General features: G+C 59.2%; 19 protein-coding genes and 1 pseudogene. 15 read left to right on the top strand and 5 right to left on the bottom strand.

Going from position 1 to position 17879, the window contains the following annotated elements:
* Window positions 1–5: 5 nt before the first annotated feature.
* From GZH79_RS05850 to GZH79_RS05870, 5 genes are all read left to right on the top strand, one after another.
* A complete protein-coding gene (locus GZH79_RS05850; RefSeq protein WP_349291167.1) occupies window positions 6–1364 on the top strand; it encodes a tetratricopeptide repeat protein in 1359 nt (452 codons plus the stop codon).
* Between the two features lies 1 nt (window position 1365).
* Complete coding sequence (locus GZH79_RS05855; RefSeq protein ID WP_211642845.1) at window positions 1366–1770, top strand: DUF6165 family protein; 405 nt, start codon at window positions 1366–1368, stop codon at window positions 1768–1770.
* Window positions 1767–2540: an FkbM family methyltransferase gene (locus GZH79_RS05860; protein ID WP_211642846.1), complete on the top strand. Its 774-nt coding sequence runs from the start codon at window positions 1767–1769 to the stop codon at window positions 2538–2540. Before GZH79_RS05855 ends, GZH79_RS05860 begins: the two co-directional genes overlap by 4 nt.
* A gap of 79 nt (window positions 2541–2619) precedes the next feature.
* Complete coding sequence (locus GZH79_RS05865; RefSeq protein WP_211642847.1) at window positions 2620–3420, top strand: flagellar motor protein MotB; 801 nt, start codon at window positions 2620–2622, stop codon at window positions 3418–3420.
* 77 nt (window positions 3421–3497) lie between these two features.
* A complete protein-coding gene (locus tag GZH79_RS05870; protein WP_211642848.1) occupies window positions 3498–4811 on the top strand; it encodes a flagellar hook-basal body complex protein in 1314 nt (437 codons plus the stop codon).
* On the opposite strand, the pseudogene GZH79_RS19310 reads toward GZH79_RS05870, so the two are convergent.
* The 3 genes and pseudogenes from GZH79_RS19310 to GZH79_RS05885 form a co-directional block, all read right to left on the bottom strand.
* Window positions 4811–4891, bottom strand: a pseudogene (locus tag GZH79_RS19310) (flagellin); the annotation flags it as partial. The gene GZH79_RS05870 and the pseudogene GZH79_RS19310 sit on opposite strands and share 1 nt — an antisense overlap.
* Before the next feature lie 193 nt (window positions 4892–5084).
* Window positions 5085–5426 carry a flagellar biosynthesis protein FlgN gene (locus GZH79_RS05880; protein ID WP_211642849.1) on the bottom strand — a complete coding sequence of 114 codons (342 nt, stop codon included), beginning with the start codon at window positions 5424–5426 and terminating at the stop codon, window positions 5085–5087.
* Complete coding sequence (locus GZH79_RS05885) at window positions 5419–5712, bottom strand: rod-binding protein (RefSeq protein ID WP_211642850.1); 294 nt, start codon at window positions 5710–5712, stop codon at window positions 5419–5421. Before GZH79_RS05885 ends, GZH79_RS05880 begins: the two co-directional genes overlap by 8 nt.
* Window positions 5713–5816: 104 nt before the next feature.
* On the opposite strand from GZH79_RS05885, the gene GZH79_RS05890 reads away from it, so the two are divergent.
* Window positions 5817–7190, top strand: coding sequence for a flagellar hook-length control protein FliK (locus GZH79_RS05890; protein ID WP_211642851.1), 1374 nt, complete (start codon window positions 5817–5819; stop codon window positions 7188–7190).
* A gap of 10 nt (window positions 7191–7200) precedes the next feature.
* On the top strand, window positions 7201–7881 hold the full coding sequence (locus GZH79_RS05895; RefSeq protein ID WP_211642852.1) for a flagellar hook capping FlgD N-terminal domain-containing protein: 681 nt from the start codon (window positions 7201–7203) through the stop codon (window positions 7879–7881).
* Here GZH79_RS05895 and ubiB read toward each other — a convergent pair.
* Together ubiB and ubiE are read right to left on the bottom strand one after the other, a co-directional pair.
* Window positions 7878–9407 carry a 2-polyprenylphenol 6-hydroxylase gene (ubiB, locus tag GZH79_RS05900; RefSeq protein ID WP_211642853.1) on the bottom strand — a complete coding sequence of 510 codons (1530 nt, stop codon included), beginning with the start codon at window positions 9405–9407 and terminating at the stop codon, window positions 7878–7880. The two genes, GZH79_RS05895 and ubiB, sit on opposite strands and share 4 nt — an antisense overlap.
* 3 nt (window positions 9408–9410) lie before the next feature.
* The gene (ubiE, locus tag GZH79_RS05905) at window positions 9411–10160 is read right to left on the bottom strand and encodes a bifunctional demethylmenaquinone methyltransferase/2-methoxy-6-polyprenyl-1,4-benzoquinol methylase UbiE (protein WP_211642854.1); all 750 of its coding nucleotides are present in this window, start codon (window positions 10158–10160) and stop codon (window positions 9411–9413) included.
* A gap of 83 nt (window positions 10161–10243) precedes the next feature.
* On the opposite strand from ubiE, the gene mutM reads away from it, so the two are divergent.
* From mutM to GZH79_RS05945, 8 genes are all read left to right on the top strand, one after another.
* On the top strand, window positions 10244–11095 hold the full coding sequence (gene mutM, locus GZH79_RS05910; RefSeq protein WP_211642855.1) for a bifunctional DNA-formamidopyrimidine glycosylase/DNA-(apurinic or apyrimidinic site) lyase: 852 nt from the start codon (window positions 10244–10246) through the stop codon (window positions 11093–11095).
* Between the two features lie 61 nt (window positions 11096–11156).
* Complete coding sequence (locus tag GZH79_RS05915) at window positions 11157–11933, top strand: enoyl-CoA hydratase (RefSeq protein ID WP_211642856.1); 777 nt, start codon at window positions 11157–11159, stop codon at window positions 11931–11933.
* Between the two features lie 145 nt (window positions 11934–12078).
* Window positions 12079–12342 (top strand): 30S ribosomal protein S20, encoded by a 264-nt coding sequence (gene rpsT, locus GZH79_RS05920; protein ID WP_211642857.1) that lies wholly within the window; start codon window positions 12079–12081, stop codon window positions 12340–12342.
* A gap of 556 nt (window positions 12343–12898) precedes the next feature.
* Window positions 12899–14269 (top strand): chromosomal replication initiator protein DnaA, encoded by a 1371-nt coding sequence (gene dnaA / locus GZH79_RS05925; protein ID WP_211642858.1) that lies wholly within the window; start codon window positions 12899–12901, stop codon window positions 14267–14269.
* A gap of 102 nt (window positions 14270–14371) precedes the next feature.
* Entirely contained in the window at window positions 14372–15490 is a 1119-nt protein-coding gene (dnaN, locus tag GZH79_RS05930) for a DNA polymerase III subunit beta (RefSeq protein ID WP_211642859.1), read from the top strand.
* A gap of 73 nt (window positions 15491–15563) precedes the next feature.
* Complete coding sequence (gene recF / locus GZH79_RS05935) at window positions 15564–16679, top strand: DNA replication/repair protein RecF (protein WP_211642860.1); 1116 nt, start codon at window positions 15564–15566, stop codon at window positions 16677–16679.
* Window positions 16676–17203 (top strand): GNAT family N-acetyltransferase, encoded by a 528-nt coding sequence (locus GZH79_RS05940; protein ID WP_211642861.1) that lies wholly within the window; start codon window positions 16676–16678, stop codon window positions 17201–17203. Before recF ends, GZH79_RS05940 begins: the two co-directional genes overlap by 4 nt.
* Window positions 17200–17820 (top strand): LysE family translocator, encoded by a 621-nt coding sequence (locus GZH79_RS05945; protein ID WP_211642862.1) that lies wholly within the window; start codon window positions 17200–17202, stop codon window positions 17818–17820. Before GZH79_RS05940 ends, GZH79_RS05945 begins: the two co-directional genes overlap by 4 nt.
* The last annotated feature ends 59 nt before the right edge of the window (window positions 17821–17879 follow it).

Genomic DNA, 17879 nt, shown 5'->3' on the forward strand with positions numbered 1-17879 from the left:
GGGTCGTGTCGGACCAACAGATTTTGCGTGCGTTGCGTGCTGCCGCGTCCGCCGCCCATCGTGACGGCGACATGGAAACGGCACTGGCGTCATATGCGTCCTATCTGTCGCAGGTGCCGCAGGACGCGCGCATCTGGTCCAACCTTGGCGCGTTGCACCGCAACGCAAAACGCACCGACATGGCGCTGCGTGCCCATGCGCGGGCGTTGGCGCTGGCACCCGGCGATGTGTCGGTGATGAACAACATGGCGAATGCCTTGTCCGATGTCGGGCAATATGACCAGTCGATCGCCCTGCGCCGTGATGTGCTGGCGCAGACCCCCGACGCCGCCAACCAACTGGCGATGATCGGGCGCTGTCTGCGGGGCAAGGGGGATTATGTGGCTGCCATCGACTGGCTGCAGAACGCCATTGCACGCTATCCCGACGAGACGGAATTGCGGATGCAACTGGCGTTTGCCCAGTTGGGGGCCGGGCGTTATGCCGATGGGTTCGACAATTACCGCGTCCGTTGGCAGGCCGGAGAGCTGAAGCCGCGCAATCTGCCGTTTCCGGAATGGCAGGGCGAACCGCTGGATGGGAAAACCATCCTGATCCTGCCCGAACAGGGGTTCGGTGATGCGATCCTGTTCGCCCGCTTTGCTGCGGTGCTGAGAGGGCGCGGCGCGCGGGTGATCCTGCAGGTGAAAAAGCCGCTGCGCCGCCTGTTTGCCGCCATCGACGGCGTGGACGAGACCGTGACAGAGATCCGCGGCGACGCACACGTCGATTTCTGGATCAACATGATGGATCTGGCCCTGCTGCATTTCCGCGCAGACACCGCGGTGCCAGCGCCGACCCGGTTGACCGTGCCGGACGATTCGATCGCCCGCGCGCGCAACATTCTGCGACCGCATGCAGGTGCGTTGCGGATCGGGGTCGTCTGGACCGGGTCCGTCACTTACAAGGGCAACGCATTCCGATCCTTTGGCCACCGGGATTTCCTGCCCTTGGCCGACATGCCGGGTGTGCAGCTGTTTTCCTTGTACAAGGGGCCAGAGCTTGCCGCCTATCATGCCGACGGAACCGATGCGTTTATCTGCGACGCTGGCAGCAGCGAACGCGATTTCGCGGATACCGCCGGGATGATGCAGGAACTGGATCTGGTCATCACGTCCGACACGGCGACGGCGCATCTGGCCGGATCATTGGGTGTCCCGGTCTGGACCGTTTTGCATTGGGATGCGTTCTGGGTATATCGCCACGCTGGAGAGACGACAGCATGGTATCCGACGATGCGCCTGTTTCGGCAGCCAGCGCCTTTGGACTGGGACGGGGTCTTGGCGGATGTGGCATCCGCTGTCCGCACCCTGAGGGAGAACTGAGATGAAAGACCTTTTGGTCCCGACAGCACCGGGAGAATTGATCGACAAGCTGACCATTCTGCGCTTGAAAGAGGAAAAGATCAGCGATGCCGCCAAACTGGCGAACGTCCGGCACGAACGTCGCGTTTTGCAGGCGATTGCGGATCGGGCATTGCCGCCTAGCGACGCACTGATGGCGCTGTGGAACGAGCTGTACGAGATCAACGCCGATCTGTGGGTGATCGAGGACGACATCCGGGCCTGCGAAGGGCGCAGCGATTTCGGTGCGACGTTCATCGCGCTGGCGCGTGCCGTTTATGTCACGAACGATCAGCGTGCTGCTGTCAAAAAGCGGATCAACCTTCTGCTTGGGTCCGCAATCGTTGAAGAAAAATCTTATTACAGTCCGGAAAGTCAGACCCTATGAACCCCCAAGATCGCGTCAACGCAGCCCGCAAGGAATTGAACGACGTCCGCAAGGAACTGTCCGACATCCTGAAAAAAGAGAAAAGCCGCAGACGCGGACCCGTGATCCGGTTGATGCACGAAGTCGCGGGTATGATGACCCCGGCCTTTCCCTATGCGTCGCAGTCGGGTCAGGATCAGGTGGTCGATACCGTGTTCAAGGGCAAGCGCGACGGCACGTTTCTGGATATCGGCGCCTTTAACGGCATAACTGGTTCAAATTCGCTGTATTTTGAAAAGTGGCGTGGATGGACCGGTACGATGGTCGAACCCGTTCAGGCGCATCGCGAAACCGCGCAAATGTGGCGCAGCGCGGCTTGCCTGCCATATGCGATTTCGGACCAGAACGGCGAAGCGTCGTTTATCGCGGTCACCAAGGGTTACACACAGATGAGCGGCCTGGAAGACAGTTATGACAGTGCGATCCTGAAGCGCGTGCGGTCCGATCCACGCCATGCCGAAGACCGCCTGACCGTGCCAACGCGCACGCTGAATGCGCTTTTCGACGAATTGGGTATCACCGAAGTCGATTTCGTTTCACTGGATATCGAAGGTGGGGAATTGTCCGCGCTACGGGCGTTCGATTTCGCAAAGTACCGGGTCGGCGCCTGGGCGATAGAGAACAACACCGGCACCCCGGATATGGCCGCGCTGATGCGCGAACATGGCTATAATCTGGCGGAATTCTGCGGTGTCGACGAAATCTATGTGCGCAACGATCTGTTGACCTAAACCCGGCCAATTCAGCGGTTCATCTTCTGTTGACGCCTTGCTTGCCATCCCGGTCGTGGGTGGCAAGCAAGGATGTGACATGACCGAAGGCAGCAACAGGCCAATCATCATCAAACGTAAGAAGGTGATCGCGGGTGGTGGGCACCACGGGGGCGCGTGGAAAGTCGCCTACGCCGATTTTGTCACGGCGATGATGGCGTTTTTCATGCTGATGTGGCTGCTGAATGCCACGACAGAACAACAGCGCGCTGGAATCGCTGATTATTTTTCCCCGACGATCCCGTTCAGCCAGTTATCGGGGGGCGGTGAGGGCACGCTGTCGGGCGATTCCCTGCAAACGCTGGATACATTGCTGGCGATGGGCACCGGCGGTATCGCAGAACTGGAGGCCGGTCAGGCCGCTGGCATCGCCGCAGCAGCAGATATGCAGGCGTTACGCGATCTTGAAAGTGCATTGCTGGGGCTGGGCGGCGAGTCGATGGAGTTGGAAAACGCGATGCGCCAGCTTGTGACGCGCATGACCGACGAAGGGCTGGTCATCGAACTGTTCGATCTTCCCGATGCGCCGCTGTTCGTGGATCTGACCGCACGACCGCAACCTGTTACCGTGGAATTGATTACACTGATCAGCCGCGTGATCCGGTTGGTCAGTAACGATATTGCAGTTGTCGGCCATGTCGCGGCGGAACAGGGACAAAGCCCGTGGGATCTGTCGATGGATCGGGCGGGTCAGACGCGCGCGATGTTGCAGGTGACAGGCACGACGCCCGAACGGATCGTGCGGACCACCGGCACGGCGGATCGCAAGCCGATCGTGTCCCCCGACGATGCAATTCGCAACAACCGGGTCCAGATCATCTTGTTGCGGTCGGGTCTGTGATTGCGCGTTAGGCCGCCGTTAAGCTGACCGCGCTAGGCAAGTGCAACACGACGTCCCGTATAGAAAGGCGCACGCCCATGACGATATCTTCTTCGCTGAATGCCGGTGTTCTTGGACTGTCAGCAAATGCGACCCGGCTGGCGACGATTTCCGACAATATCGCAAATTCGCAGACCTACGGCTATAAACGAATAGAAGCGGATTTTCATTCCATGGTCATTGGCGACCGGGCTGGGGGATATACCGCCGGGGGTGTGCGGGCGACCACGACGCGATTGATCGACCAGCGTGGGTCCGTGATTGCGACCGCAAATGCCACCGATATCGCGGTGCGTGGACGCGGCATGTTCCCTGTCACGACCGAAGTGTCGCTGGATAATCCCGGTGGGAATAATCCGATGATGCTTCAGACCACCGGATCTTTCCGTGTTGATGATCAGGGATATCTGAAAAGCAACTCTGGCCTGGTTTTGATGGGCTGGCAAGCCAACCCCGACGGGACGATCCCCGCTTATCCCCGCGATTCGCCAAACGGACTGACACCGGTTCAGATCAATACCAACCAGTATCCGGGCGAACCGACGACGGAAATGCGTTTGTTCGCCAATTTGCCCGCCACGGAAACAGAAGCCGGGGCAAACGGGAACATCCAGCCGGTGTTGATCGAATATTTCGACAACCTTGGCAAACCGGAAACGCTGTCGGTTGTCTTTACGCCAACCGTGCCGGGTGTCGGCGCATCGAATGAATGGACGATGACGATCAGCGACAGTGCCAGTGATGATGCGGTGGTCGGTGAATACCGCCTGACGTTCGATGATACGCGCGGATCAGGCGGCACATTGCTGGACGTGCAGACGATCAGCGGTGATGCCTATGACCCCGCGACGGGCCGCATGGGGTTCGATGTGGCCGGTGGTCCGATCAGTTTTGAGATTGGACCATACGGCAGCACGCAGGGCATGACGCAGCTGTCCGACAGCTTTGCGCAGGTCACGGTGAACAAGAACGGATCCCAAGTCGGTGCACTGACCGGTATCGACATTGATCCCAACGGCTATGTCCGGGCGTCTTTCGATAATGGCATAAACAGGGTTCTGTATCAGATTCCGCTGGCTGATGTGCCGAATGTGAACGGGCTGCAGGCACTGGACCAGCAAGCATACCGTGTGACGCCTGAATCAGGGGCGTTCTTCTTCTGGAATGCGGGTGACGGGCCGACCGGGGATGTCGTGAATTTCGCACGCGAAGAATCGACTGTCGATATCGCCGGTGAACTGACCGAACTGATCCAGACCCAACGCGCCTATTCTTCCAATGCCAAGGTGATCCAGACCGTCGCGTTATCTTTTGCAGAAGACACCGCCTTGCCGGTGGAAATCATTTCCTGAGTTTTGCCCAGGCTGTTGTTGATGGATTTCAATGTTTGCAGCGCAACCATCGCGCCGTTATTGGTCAGAATGCTAGACATGATATGGTCCTTTTAGTGACGGCTTTGCCGTCCTCTGGTAAGAGTGAGCCCCGTTTCAAGGCGGTGTAGTGTCATTCTGACGAGAGCCACATTGGCCGTTCATTCTGAACTGTCTCTAGATGGCAGAGAAAACCTGTAGGTTGCGTTAACAGGAGGCAGTCATTTCAAGGCGATTTCAAGATGCTTTGCCACATTAGGCCCGACGTTCCAGACTGGGATCTGGGGTGCGAATATTCGATTTCTTGCCAGCCGATGAATAGTAGCTCAAATTCGATTTGACGGATCGCATTTCTGCCAGCCGCGCGTTCGCCGCCCCGATACCGTCACAGGCGGATTTGAGTAAACGTTCGTTTCGGCCCATGACAGAAAGGATCAGTGACAAGCGGTCAGGCGCACTGCCGGATGTCACCAATCGATCGACAAGCGCGATTTTTTGTTGCGTCAGATCCTGTAACCTATCGATTTGACCTGCACGCAGGGCGCCGCGTTCCTGTTCAAGAATGGATAATAGATCTGTGGCGGTTTGTTCAGTCATTGGCGCGGGCTTTCATTGCGTTGAACAATGATTCGGCTATTCCAACTCCGCCAGCGTTCGCCATGTTTTCGGCCTGCGCATCACGCATGAAAGATGAAAACTGGTCGGACCCGGGACCGGACCCAAAGGGGCCGGAAACTTCGCCGAAGTTCATGGATTTCAGCATTTCGGACAGGAACGTCGCTTCAAGTTTGCGGGCCGCTTTCAACAGGTCCGCGTCGGGCGAGGGGATCGGCACGGCCACCAATCCGCGTGATGGGACGGGGGGAACTGGAATCTGTATCATCGGGCGGCCTCTTGTCTGTTGCCCGTCTAATAAATGTCATGGCGGTAAAACTTTTGCTAACTTTCGTCGTCCATTTTCAGCGGAAAGCCAGACAGGACAACGTGATGCAGATTGCAGCGGCACAGATGACGCAGGTTACAGGGTTGCCTAGCCGCCAAACAGGCTGTGGAAATCCTGCACGGACGCTGATTGATGTGCCCTTTGCGCAGATTTTGACCGAATTATCGATGTCGGAGCCGATTGAACATCCGATGCCGATGGATGCTGTTCCGGGCGATGATGACAAGGGCTTGGTCGACCCTGAATCGGTGGCCGGTTTGGATGTTGTCGATGCCGATGAACAGCAATTGGCTGTGGCGGGAATGTTTGCAATTGAAAAGGCGCCAGTGAATGCTCTGGTCCCGCACAGCATTCCGCAGACAGGTCGTGTCCCAACGACATTGGTATCAATGACGGATACTGAACTAAGCGACGTGCCGATTGATGAGACGGTGTTTCGGCAGATCACTGACCGACCAAAGGGGAATGCAGCGGCAGTTACGCCTTCTGCGATTCTGACGGAAACGGGACAGCTGATTCCGCCGCGACTGCAGGACATGACATTGTCGCAAAAAGATTTGGGGCAGGTGTTTGATGGTCACGCCCCGGTAAAAGGGGCGCAGGATAATGCGCCCATGACCACATTGCCCATGCCTGCGCCCCTGTCTGCCCAGACCGTGACAGGCATACCGCTTTCTGTCGCGCCGCGTATTCCGGTGCCCGATAACCGTTTACCGTATGAAACACATGGCAATCGTGAACGATTTTGGGGCCAGCCGCCGGACGTCACGAAAATAGGGTCAAGGATAGATCCCCAAACGTCTGGGGCGGTCCCAGCGCATTCCGCATTAGCGATGTCGATGATCGCGGCACCAGCCCTGGCAGACGGGATCGTTGCGCTGCCTTCTGCGGAAAATGCGGCGCCGATACGCGTTGATGCGGGGGCGTCTTTGCCGATCGGCGATCCACAGACGCTGCCCATTGGCACATACGACACCGATCTGACGCAGCGGACCGAACGTGCGTCACTGACCGCAGATGCAATTGCCCGGCAAATTGCAGTGACAGTGCGGCAGACGAGCGATCAGACGATGGAACTGATACTTAGCCCTGCCGAACTTGGCCGCGTTCGCATGACGCTGACGCCGCAAGATCAGGGGTTGGCTGTGGTTTTGATGATTGACCGACCCGAAACCGCAGAATTGATGCGGCGCCATGCCGATATGCTGGAACATGAACTGCGCTCGCTGGGATACGCCGCGGTCACCCTCAGCTTTGGGGGGGGCGCATCGGCGGGGGATGATACCGCGGGCAGTCGTCATTCTGTCCCCGATGATGAAATGCGGGCTTCTGAAATGACACTTCAGCAAACGGATCAGGAGCCCGGACCGCAGCTTGATCGCACCGCGCTGCATGGCGGTCTTGATCTTCGACTTTAAAGGATACGCAATGGATATGACCCAAATTCAACAGCCACCGGCCACCGGCGTCCCTGCGTCTGCGGTGACGGCGGCAACCTCAAATGGGATCGGTGCAGATTTCGAAAGGTTTCTGAAAATGCTCACTGTGCAGATGCAAAATCAGGACCCGCTCGATCCAATTGATTCCGCTGATTACGCGACGCAGCTTGCCACCTTTTCCGGTGTTGAACAGCAGGTGCAGACCAATGACCTGTTGCGGATCATGACAGGCCAGATGGCAGCCGGGGGGTTATCGCAACTTGCCGGATGGGTTGGCATGGAAGCCCGGACCGAAGGTGCCGTTCAGTTCGACGGGACGCCCGTGACGCTGGTGCCAAACATCCACCGCAGTGCCGACGATGCGCGTCTGGTGGTCCGCGACGTCGCTGGGACAGAGGTGCAGCGCATCCACATTCCAACGGATAATGCCGAATTGACATGGGCGGGCGTGACGACTGACGGTGCGCCGCTTCCCGTCGGGCGCTATAGTTTCGAAACGGTCAGCATCGCCGGAGGAGAAGTCCTGTCCCAAGACCCCATAAGCGTTTACGGCAAAGTCGCCGAGGTCCGGTTGGAAGAAGGACAAAACATGGTCGTTTTAACCACCGGTCAAAAAATCCCGGCAGCGGAAGTCACGGCCGTGCGTGACCCTGCGCTGCGACGCGATTAAAAGAAGGATTCCAGCGCCCAAAGACAGCCGACGATGGATGCGCCAAGTGCGGCCCAAGATATGCGCGCAATCCGGCGCTGGGGTTTGGGCGGCGGTGGCGGGTTATTAAGACGGATCAGCGCTTCTTCGGCCAGACGTGGCAATTGCGGACCAAATCGCGCCAGCACGATGGCCGTCCGCCGCAAGTCGTTCAGCAAGGCGCGGGGGCCGATGCTTGTCCGAACATAGTCAGTGACAACCGGTTTCGCCGATTGCCAGATGTTCATGTTGGGATCCAGCGTGCGCGCCACGCCTTCGACGACGACCATCGTGCGTTGCAGCAGGATCAGTTCGGTGCGCGTTTCCATGCCGAAACGTTCCGTGACTTCGAACAAATAAGACAACAGTCGGGCCATGGAAATTCGGCTGGCGTCCATGCCAAAGATCGGTTCACCCACGGCGCGCAAGGCGCGGGCGAATTCGTCAACGTCCTTGTCGGCTGGCACATAGCCCGCTTCAAAGTGGACTTCGGCGACACGCTGATAATCCTGCCGAATGAAACCAAACAGAATTTCTGCGTAAACCCGGCGGGTGTAACTGTCGATCCGGCCCATGATCCCGAAATCATATGCGACAATCGCGCCGTCTGCTGCGATCTTCAGGTTGCCCTGATGCATGTCACCATGAAAATATCCGTCGCGCAGCGCGTGGTTCAGGAACAGGGTCAGCACCCGGTCGGCCAAGGCACGTCGGTCATGACCGGCTGCATCCAGCGCCTCGACGTCACCTGCGCCGACGCCTTCGACCCAATCCAGCGTCATCACGCGGCGACCCGATAGATTCCAGTTGATCCGGGGCACCCGAAAACCGGGATCATTTTCGGTATTGGCAGCGAATTCCGCTGCGGCGGAACTTTCAAGCCGCAGGTCCAGCTCTCCCATCACCACGCCTTCGAAATGGGTGATGACGTCCATCGGACGCAAGCGCCGGGACGAGGGTGACAACACTTCGATCACACGGGCTGCGAAATAGAACGCGTCGATATCGCGGCGAAACGCCCGTTCGATGCCGGGCCGCAGGATCTTGACCGCCACGTCCTCGCCGGTTTCGATCAGCCGTGCCTTGTGCACCTGTGCCAGCGATGCCGCGGCGACAGGTTCGGAAAAGGACGAAAAGACCTCTTCGACTTCAACGCCCAGTTCGCGGCGGACTTCGTCACGGGCTTGTTGAAGCGGGAATGGCGCAAGCTTGTCCTGCAGGACGCGCAATTGCAGCGCCAATTCGTCCCCGACGACATCGGGGCGGGTGGACAAAACCTGTCCGAATTTGATGTAGGCGGGACCAAGGGCTGTCAGGGCGCGGGTGGCGGGCGGCATCGTCGTGTCGCCCTTGTAGCCCAGCCATTTGAATGGCCAGACCACGCCCCGCACCACGGCGCGCAGCAATGGCCCGGTTTCAAAGGCATCCATCACCACGGTCATGGCCCCGGTGCGTTCCAATGTGGCGCCCGTCCGGATCAGGCGGATGATGTTATGGGGCCCGCGCACCGTTTACAGTTTCCAGCCGGAATGCAGCGCCGCGACGCCCATCGTCATGTTGCGGTATTTCGCATTGTCGAACCCCGCTTGCCGCACCATGCCAAGGAACGTGTCCTGATCGGGAAAATTGCGGATCGATTCGACCAAATATTGATAACTGTCGCGGTCGTTCGCAATCATCTGGCCCATGCGTGGGATCACGTTGAAACTGTAGGCATCATAGGCCTTTTGCATCAGCGGGTTCGGCAACTGACTGAATTCCAGCACCATCAGGCGGCCACCGGGTTTAAGCACGCGGAACGCTTCGTTCAACGCCTCTTGGGGGCGGGTGACGTTCCGGATGCCAAAGCTGATCGTATAGACGTCAAATGTCGAATCCGCGAACGGCAGGGCCATCGCATCGCCGACGACCCAATCTAGCTGACCGGCCATCTGTTCGGCCTCTGCGCGCTGGCGTCCGGCGATCAGCATGGGTTCCGTGAGGTCCAGCACGGTGGCATGGCCGTCCCCCGCGCGGCGCAGAAACCGGAACGCGATATCACCCGTGCCGCCTGCGACATCCAGCAGCCGTTGACCGGGACGCGGGGCCAGCCAATCCATCATCGCGTCTTTCCACAGGCGATGCACACCGCCCGACATGACGTCGTTCATGATATCATAGCGGGATGCGACCGACGAAAACACGCCTTGGACGCGGCCGGCCTTTTGATCTTCGTCGACCGTTTCAAAGCCGAAGTGCGTCGTTCTGGGTCCGTCGGTCATGGGGTTGTCGTCCTTCTCGTGTCGTCCCAAATGTAGGACGTCGTTGTTTCCCTACAACGTCATGCGTCAGTAAGGAACACTGCATGCCCGAATTGCCAGAAGTCGAAACCGTCCGCACCGGCCTTGCCCCTGTGATGGAAGGTCAGAAAATCGCAAGTACGGATGTCAATCGTCCGGACCTGCGCTGGCCGTTTCCCGACCGTATGGCGGATCGGCTGACGGGGGCTATCGTGCTGGCGCTGCGGCGGCGGTCAAAATATATTCTGGCCGATATGGATACGGGTGAAACACTGCTGATCCATCTGGGAATGTCGGGCCGCATGCTGATTTCAGGCCACACCGTCGGTGATTTCCACCATGCGCATCCCGCCCCAGCAAAACACGATCATGTTGTGCTTCATCTGGGACAGGGCGCGCGCATCACATTCAACGATCCGCGCCGGTTCGGCGCGATGGACCTGATGCCAACGGCGGGTGCCGACGATCACTGGTTGATGCGCGATCTGGGACCGGAACCGTTTTCCAACGCATTCAACGAACCCTATCTGGTGGAACGGCTGAATGGGCGGAACACGCCGATCAAATCGGCGCTGCTGGATCAGCGAATCGTTGCCGGACTGGGCAATATTTATGTCTGCGAGGTTCTGCATCGGGCCGGAATTCATCCCGCGCGCAAGGCGGGACGCATTTCGGCAACACGTGTCGCGGGGCTGGTGCCGCTTGTCCGGCAAGTCCTGCAAGAGGCGATTGCAGCCGGTGGTTCCAGTCTGCGCGACTACCGCCAAGCGGATGGCGCGCTTGGATATTTTCAGCATGGGTTCGCTGTTTACGACCGTGAGGGCCAGCCCTGTCAGCACGCAGGATGCCCCAGCGTCATAGAGCGGATCGTGCAGTCGGGACGGTCGTCCTTCTTTTGTCCGACCTGTCAAAGATAGCTTGATCGCAGCGTTCGTTTGACGCAACACAGGTGCCTGACCAGATCAAACGGAGTGCCGTATGGCCTTTGAGACCATCACAGTCGAGACAAGCGATGACGTCACCGTCGTCACCCTGAACCGCCCCGATGCGCTGAATGCCCTGAACCAGCAATTGCTGAACGAACTCTGCGATGCGCTGGAAGAGGCGGATACATCCGACCAGACCCGTTGCATCATCGTGACGGGATCTGAAAAGGCATTCGCCGCCGGAGCTGACATCACCGAAATGGCCGACAAGTCTTATGTCGACATGGTCGGACAGGCTTATTTCCAGAAGCAGGCCGAAAGGATCATGGCGATCCGCAAACCGATTATCGCAGCCGTGTCCGGTTACGCGCTGGGCGGCGGTTGCGAACTGGCGATGATGTGCGATTTCATTATCGCGTCCGATACGGCAAAATTCGGCCAGCCGGAAATCAATCTGGGTGTCATACCCGGTATGGGCGGCACCCAGCGTCTGGCGCTGGCAGTCGGCAAGTCCAAGGCGATGGACATGAACCTGACAGGACGATTCATGGACGCCGAAGAAGCGATGGCATCCGGTCTGGTCAGCCGTGTCGTTCCGGCCAAAAAGCTGATGGACGAAGCCCGCGGTGCTGCAGCCAAGATCGCGGCCAAATCCATGCTGGCGACGATGGCGGTGAAGGACACGGTCAACCGGTCCTTTGAGACCACGCTGGCAGAGGGTCTGAATTATGAACGGCGCACGTTCTACGGCCTGTTCGCAACCCAGGACCAGAAAGAAGGCATGGCCGCCTTTCAGGAGAAGCGCGAAGCGCAGTTTCGCGACAAATAAAGGGTTTCCATTTGGGGCGGCGCCGCTTATAGGCCGCCCTACATGCGCGTGATGCCCGCTTTGGCAGATCAACCCGGTAGGTAAAAACCCGGGCGGGCCATTCAGGCGCTATAATAGTATTTGATTGTCCCGAAGGAAGCCCAGCATGGCCAATACACCCCAGTCCAAGAAGCGCGCAAAACAGAACGAAGCCCGTTTTGCCGTCAACAAGATGCGCCGTTCGCGTATTCGCACGTTCCTGCGTCAGGTCGAAGAAGCAATCGCTTCTGGCGATCAGGCCGCTGCTGCTGCTGCCCTGAAGCAGGCGCAGCCCGAACTGATGCGCGGCGTCACCAAAGGCGTCGTCCACAAGAATACCGCCGCCCGCAAAATGTCGCGCCTGTCGTCGCGCGTCAAAGCACTGGCCTGATTCGACCGGCCCCTGTGGCCCGCAAACGACGGTAAAGCGCGTCCCTTCGGGGGCGCGCTTTTTTGCGTCCGGACGGCCAATGTAAAATTTTTGTGACGTTTCAACAGGCTTACAGATTCTTTAGCACAGAGTCGTGAGTCAAGCGCGTTGTTGCGGTTGTGATGGTCCCAAACACCTTGCTACCTTGGCCCTGCGATTCACATCGTTCCGGGGGGAACATGAGGAGCCGCAGCAAAGCAGGAACGGGTTTAGGCCGGTATGCGGCAACCCTACGTTGTAGTTCCATAGGCGCTGCGTTTTCGACAGAAACAGTGTTCGACGTGTAAAACAATATTTACGCGAACGCTTGATCTGTGTCTGTGTTCGGGCGCTCTGCGCGCCTTTGTCTGCACAGCTTCATGTCACCCGCAATGCAGCCAGTGGGCCAAGCCCCTCGCTGCGAAGAAGACGGGGTATAGGGATTCGGGTTTGGCACCCGGCGCTCTTGCTGCTCTCCGGTCTGGTGTGTGACGTGGCAGGGGGACCCTGCCAAACCGGATGAAACAGGGCAGGGACTATGGGCGAAGCGACCGTGTGGGGACGGGTACAGGACGATCTCCGCAACAACATGAGCAAGGCGAAATTCCAAAGCTGGATCGCATCACTGGATTTTTCCGGTCTGGACGGCAGCGTGGCCGCATTCGATGTGCCGACCGCCTTTATCGGAAATTATGTCGAACAGCATTTTGGCGACCAGATCGTCTATAGCTTCAACCGGAATGGATGCGAGGTCAGCCGCCTGCGGTTCGCCGTGAACGCCGACCGTCAGTCAGGTCCGGCTGACAGCGTGCAGATCAAGCCTGCCACCGCCAAGATCGCAACCGCCGATTTCGCAAACGAGTCGGACCCGTTGGGCCTGCCGATTGACCCGCAGATGACGTTCGACAGCTTTGTTGTTGGTAAGCCGAACGAATTGGCCCATGCCGCCGCCCGGCGTGTCGCCGAAGGCGGCCCCGTCACGTTCAATCCGCTGTTTCTGTATTCCGGCGTGGGGCTGGGCAAAACCCACCTGATGCATGCGATTGCCAACGAAATCCGGATTCGCCAGCCCGAACTGACAGTGCTTTACCTGTCTGCGGAGCGGTTCATGTATCGGTTCATCACGGCCCTGCGCGAACGCAAGATGATGGAATTCAAGCACATGCTGCGCAGCGTCGACGTGTTGTTGGTGGACGACGTGCAATTCATGGGCGGCAAGGATTCCACGCAAGAGGAATTCTTTCATACCTTCAATGCGCTGGTCGATGCCCGCAAGCAGGTCATCCTGTCCGGCGACCGCGCACCGGGTGAAATCAAGAACATGGAAGACCGGATGCGGTCGCGCCTGCAGTGCGGACTGGTCATCGACCTGCACCCCACCGATTACGAATTGCGATTGGGCGTGCTGCAATCCAAGGTCCGTCAACAACAGGTGTTCTATCCCGATCTGAAAGTGGCGCCTGGTGTGCTGGAATTTCTGGCCCAGCGGATCACGAACAACGTCCGTGTGCTTGAAGGTGCGTTGGTGCGTTTGTTTGCCCACGCCAGCCTTGTGGGGCAGGACATCGACATGAGCCGGACAATCGACTGTCTGGCCGACATTCTGCGGGCCAACGACCGCAAGGTCACGGTCGAGGAAATTCAGCGCAAGGTCAGCGATTACTACCACATTCGCCTGTCCGACATGCTGGGGCCGAAACGTGTGCGGTCCTTTGCACGGCCGCGTCAGGTGGCGATGTATCTGTCGAAAACCATGACCAGTCGGTCCTTGCCGGATATCGGTCGACGCTTTGGAAAGCGGGATCACACGACGGTCATGCATGGTGTGCGCAAGATCGAAGATCTGGCCCAGACCGACAGTCAGATCGCGGATGATCTGGAAAACCTGCGCCGCGCATTGGAAGAGTAGCCACAGCCAGCGAAAATCGCATCAAAAACCCTTGAGTCGGAGCCGAAAAGCAGTAGCGTCACGGTCCGGCTCTTTGGTGGCCGGTCAACGACGGGGACGACCATGAAATTCAGCATCGAACGGGCCAGCCTACTCAAGGCGGTCGCACAGGCGCAATCGGTCGTCGAACGCCGCAACACGATCCCGATCCTTGCAAACGTGCTGATTGAGGCCGAAGGCGACACCGTGCAGTTCCGCGCGACCGATCTGGACATCGAAGTCGTGGATCGCGCCCCGGCCAAGGTCGAACGCGCCGGGGCCACCACCGTGGCCGCAGTCACGCTGAACGAAATTGTCCGCAAGTTGCCTGACGGTGCGCTTGTCACCTTGTCCGAAGACACGGCATCCGCGCGGCTGACCATTCAGGCCGGACGGTCGAATTTCCAACTGGCGACGCTGCCACGCGAAGATTTCCCGGTGATGGCGACGTCAGACTATACGACCAATTTCAGCGCGCCCGCGCCGGTGCTGCGCCGACTGTTCGACAAGGCGAAATTTGCAATCTCGACCGAAGAAACGCGTTACTACCTGAATGGCGTCTACATGCATGAGGCCGATTCAGATGGTGGCAAGGTGCTGCGCTGTGTGGCAACGGACGGTCACCGTCTGGCCCGCATCGACGCCAATCTGCCGGAGGGTGCGTCCGGCATGCCCGGCGTGATCGTGCCGCGCAAGACGGTGGGCGAATTGCGCAAGCTGCTGGATGATGACGAACTGCAGGTTGCCGTATCGGTATCCGAAACCAAGGTGCGGTTTGCGACGCCTGACATCACCCTGACGTCCAAGGTGATCGACGGCACGTTCCCCGACTACACCCGCGTCATTCCAACCGGAAACACCCGCAAGATGGAAGTCGACGCATCCGAATTCGCCAAGGCGGTGGACCGTGTGGCGACCGTCAGTTCCGAACGGTCGCGCGCGGTAAAACTGCAACTGGAAGAAGACCGGCTGATCCTGTCCGTCAACGCCCCAGATTCCGGCAACGCCGAAGAAGAACTGGCCGTCGCCTATAGCGACGAGCGTCTGGAAATCGGGTTCAACGCAAAATACCTGCTGGAAATCGCCAGTCAGGTGGACCGCGAAAACGCCGTTTTCCTGTTTAACTCTTCTGGCGATCCGACCCTGATGCGCGAGGGGAACGATACCTCTGCCGTGTATGTCGTGATGCCGATGCGCGTGTGACGTGTCAGGTTTTCTGTGAAAACCTGAGGCCTCCGGCGGGGATATTTTTGGCAAGAAGAAGGTGGGACGCCCCATGAGTGGATTGGCCGTCACCCACTTGCGGCTGTCGCATTTCCGGTCGCACAGGCGGGCGGTCGTCGATGTGGACCCGCGCCCGGTTGCCATCACCGGGCCGAACGGGGCGGGCAAGACGAACCTGATCGAAGCGATTTCCTATCTGTCGCCGGGCCGCGGATTGCGGCGTGCGCAATCGGGCGAGGTTGCCCGCAAGCCGGACCAGTTGGGCTGGAAGGTCGTTGCGCATCTGGGCGGCGGTGCGCGGCTGAACGAGCTGGAAACAGGTGCTGACGGCACAGCCACGCGCAGTGTGACCATCGACGGCAAAGCCGCGACCCAGACCGCACTTGCGTCTGTCGTGCGTGTTTTGTGGCTGATCCCCGCGATGGACCGGCTGTGGATCGAAGGCGCTGAAGGCCGCCGCCGCTTTCTGGACCGTGCAACGCTGTCTTTTGTGCCGGGCCACGCGGATGCCAGCCTGCGCTATGACCGCGCAATGCGTGAACGTAACCGCCTGCTAAAGGATATGGTCCGCGATCCGCATTGGTACGGCGCGCTGGAACAGCAGATGGCCGACGCCGGGGCAGAGGTGCAGGCCAACCGGCGCGCCTGTCTTGCGGCACTTGCCGCAGCGCAGGACGATGCGCAAACTGCCTTTCCGGCGGCGACGCTGACGCTGGCCGATACGGGCGATGTGAGCGCGGTCGATGCCGATGCCTTGCTTGACGCGTTCCGTGATGGGCGTGGGCGTGACATGGCCGCAGGGCGCACGCTGTCAGGGCCGCATCGCACCGATCTGGACGCAGTTTATGCCGACAAGGGCGTCGCTGCGCGGGAATGTTCGACGGGAGAGCAGAAAGCGTTGCTGATCAGCCTGATCCTGTCAAACGCACGCGCGCTGGCCGATGAGCAGGGCCATCCACCGATTTTGCTGTTGGACGAGGTCGCGGCCCATCTGGACGCGGACCGTCGTGCAGCGCTTTATGATGAAATCTGCGCGCTGGGTGCGCAGGCGTGGATGACGGGCACGGAAGCGGGATTGTTCGACGCGCTGGGTGCGCGGGCGCAATATCTGACGGTGACCGAAGACAACGGCGAATCCTGCGTGACAACCGAAACAGGCGAGGCATGAAGGTCGAAAAGATCCCCGAATTGGCGCTGAACCTTGCCGATGACCGTGCGATTGCGACGCTGATGGCCGATGCGTTCGGCCCAGATTTCAACGGTCGCGCCTATTTCAGGCAGCGCCATCATTTGCGGCTGATCGTGCGGGACGGTGACCGGATCATCGGGCATATCGCGTTGTTGATGCGCGATATCCGTGTCGGTGGTGCGCTTGTTCCGGTCATTGGTGTGGCAGAGGTCGCGACCGACCCAGACCATCGGGGGCGGGGCATCGCCGCCGCCCTGTTGCAAGAAGCGATTACCGTTTCACGCCAGTCGCTTGCGGATTTCATGGTATTGTTCGGGGACCGTCCGATGTATGCTGGGCACGGTTTTCTACGGGCAAACAACACCCTGAGTTATACGCTGCTGGACGATGCACGCACGCAAGGCATCAAAACCCGTGTGGACGAGGGGCTGATGATCCTGCCTTTACGGGACGCGGCGTGGAATTTCGGGGCGCATGTCGATCTGGTGGGGCATCTGTTTTGACGATCTCTGCCGCCGATATGGCGCTTTATGTCGGCGCGCTGTTTGCGCTGTTCCTGACGCCGGGGCCGGTCTGGGTGGCGTTGATCGCACGGACCCTGTCCGGCGGGTTCAACGCGGCATGGCCTTTGGCGCTGGGTGTCGTGGTCGGTGATGTGCTGTGGCCGCTGCTGGCAATCCTGGGCGTGTCATGGATTGTTTCGGTCTATGCCGATTTCATGGTCGTGCTGCGCGGTGTCGCGAGCGTGACGTTTCTTGTCATGGGCTGGTTGATCATCCGTCACGCGGACAGGGACGTGTCGACCAATAGCCGCCTGACGCGTCCTGGCATGTGGGCGGGGTTTATGGCCGGACTGGCGGTCATTCTGGGAAACCCCAAGGCGATCTTGTTCTACATGGGTGTGCTTCCCGGGTTCTTTGATCTGGGGGCGATGACGCGGCTGGATATCGTGGCGATCTGCACCGCCAGTTTTGCTGTGCCGCTGATCGGCAACCTGATCCTTGCGTTCTTTTTCGGGCGCGCGCGCAGATTGCTGACATCGCCTGCGGCGCTGCGTCGAACGAACCGGATCGCAGGGGGACTGCTGATTGCGGTCGGGCTGGCGATACCTTTTGTCTGACCACAAAATATAGGGCTTTGCGGGTGACACGACCCTTGGAAAAGCATATATTTCAGGGA

Source organism: Loktanella sp. SALINAS62 (genome assembly GCF_018263905.1).
In the GTDB taxonomy this organism is placed as follows: domain Bacteria; phylum Pseudomonadota; class Alphaproteobacteria; order Rhodobacterales; family Rhodobacteraceae; genus Loktanella.

Coding starts and splice junctions, on each gene's coding strand:
- GZH79_RS05940 (WP_211642861.1), top strand. CDS start 16,676: ATGAAGGTCGAAAAGATCCCCGAATTGGCGCTGAACCTTGCCGATGAC.
- GZH79_RS05865 (WP_211642847.1), top strand. CDS start 2,620: ATGACCGAAGGCAGCAACAGGCCAATCATCATCAAACGTAAGAAGGTG.
- GZH79_RS05855 (WP_211642845.1), top strand. CDS start 1,366: ATGAAAGACCTTTTGGTCCCGACAGCACCGGGAGAATTGATCGACAAG.
- GZH79_RS05885 (WP_211642850.1), bottom strand. CDS start 5,712: ATGATACAGATTCCAGTTCCCCCCGTCCCATCACGCGGATTGGTGGCC.
- GZH79_RS05915 (WP_211642856.1), top strand. CDS start 11,157: ATGGCCTTTGAGACCATCACAGTCGAGACAAGCGATGACGTCACCGTC.
- rpsT (WP_211642857.1), top strand. CDS start 12,079: ATGGCCAATACACCCCAGTCCAAGAAGCGCGCAAAACAGAACGAAGCC.
- recF (WP_211642860.1), top strand. CDS start 15,564: ATGAGTGGATTGGCCGTCACCCACTTGCGGCTGTCGCATTTCCGGTCG.
- GZH79_RS05880 (WP_211642849.1), bottom strand. CDS start 5,426: ATGACTGAACAAACCGCCACAGATCTATTATCCATTCTTGAACAGGAA.
- GZH79_RS05870 (WP_211642848.1), top strand. CDS start 3,498: ATGACGATATCTTCTTCGCTGAATGCCGGTGTTCTTGGACTGTCAGCA.
- mutM (WP_211642855.1), top strand. CDS start 10,244: ATGCCCGAATTGCCAGAAGTCGAAACCGTCCGCACCGGCCTTGCCCCT.
- dnaA (WP_211642858.1), top strand. CDS start 12,899: ATGGGCGAAGCGACCGTGTGGGGACGGGTACAGGACGATCTCCGCAAC.
- GZH79_RS05890 (WP_211642851.1), top strand. CDS start 5,817: ATGCAGATTGCAGCGGCACAGATGACGCAGGTTACAGGGTTGCCTAGC.
- dnaN (WP_211642859.1), top strand. CDS start 14,372: ATGAAATTCAGCATCGAACGGGCCAGCCTACTCAAGGCGGTCGCACAG.
- ubiE (WP_211642854.1), bottom strand. CDS start 10,160: ATGACCGACGGACCCAGAACGACGCACTTCGGCTTTGAAACGGTCGAC.
- GZH79_RS05895 (WP_211642852.1), top strand. CDS start 7,201: ATGGATATGACCCAAATTCAACAGCCACCGGCCACCGGCGTCCCTGCG.
- GZH79_RS05860 (WP_211642846.1), top strand. CDS start 1,767: ATGAACCCCCAAGATCGCGTCAACGCAGCCCGCAAGGAATTGAACGAC.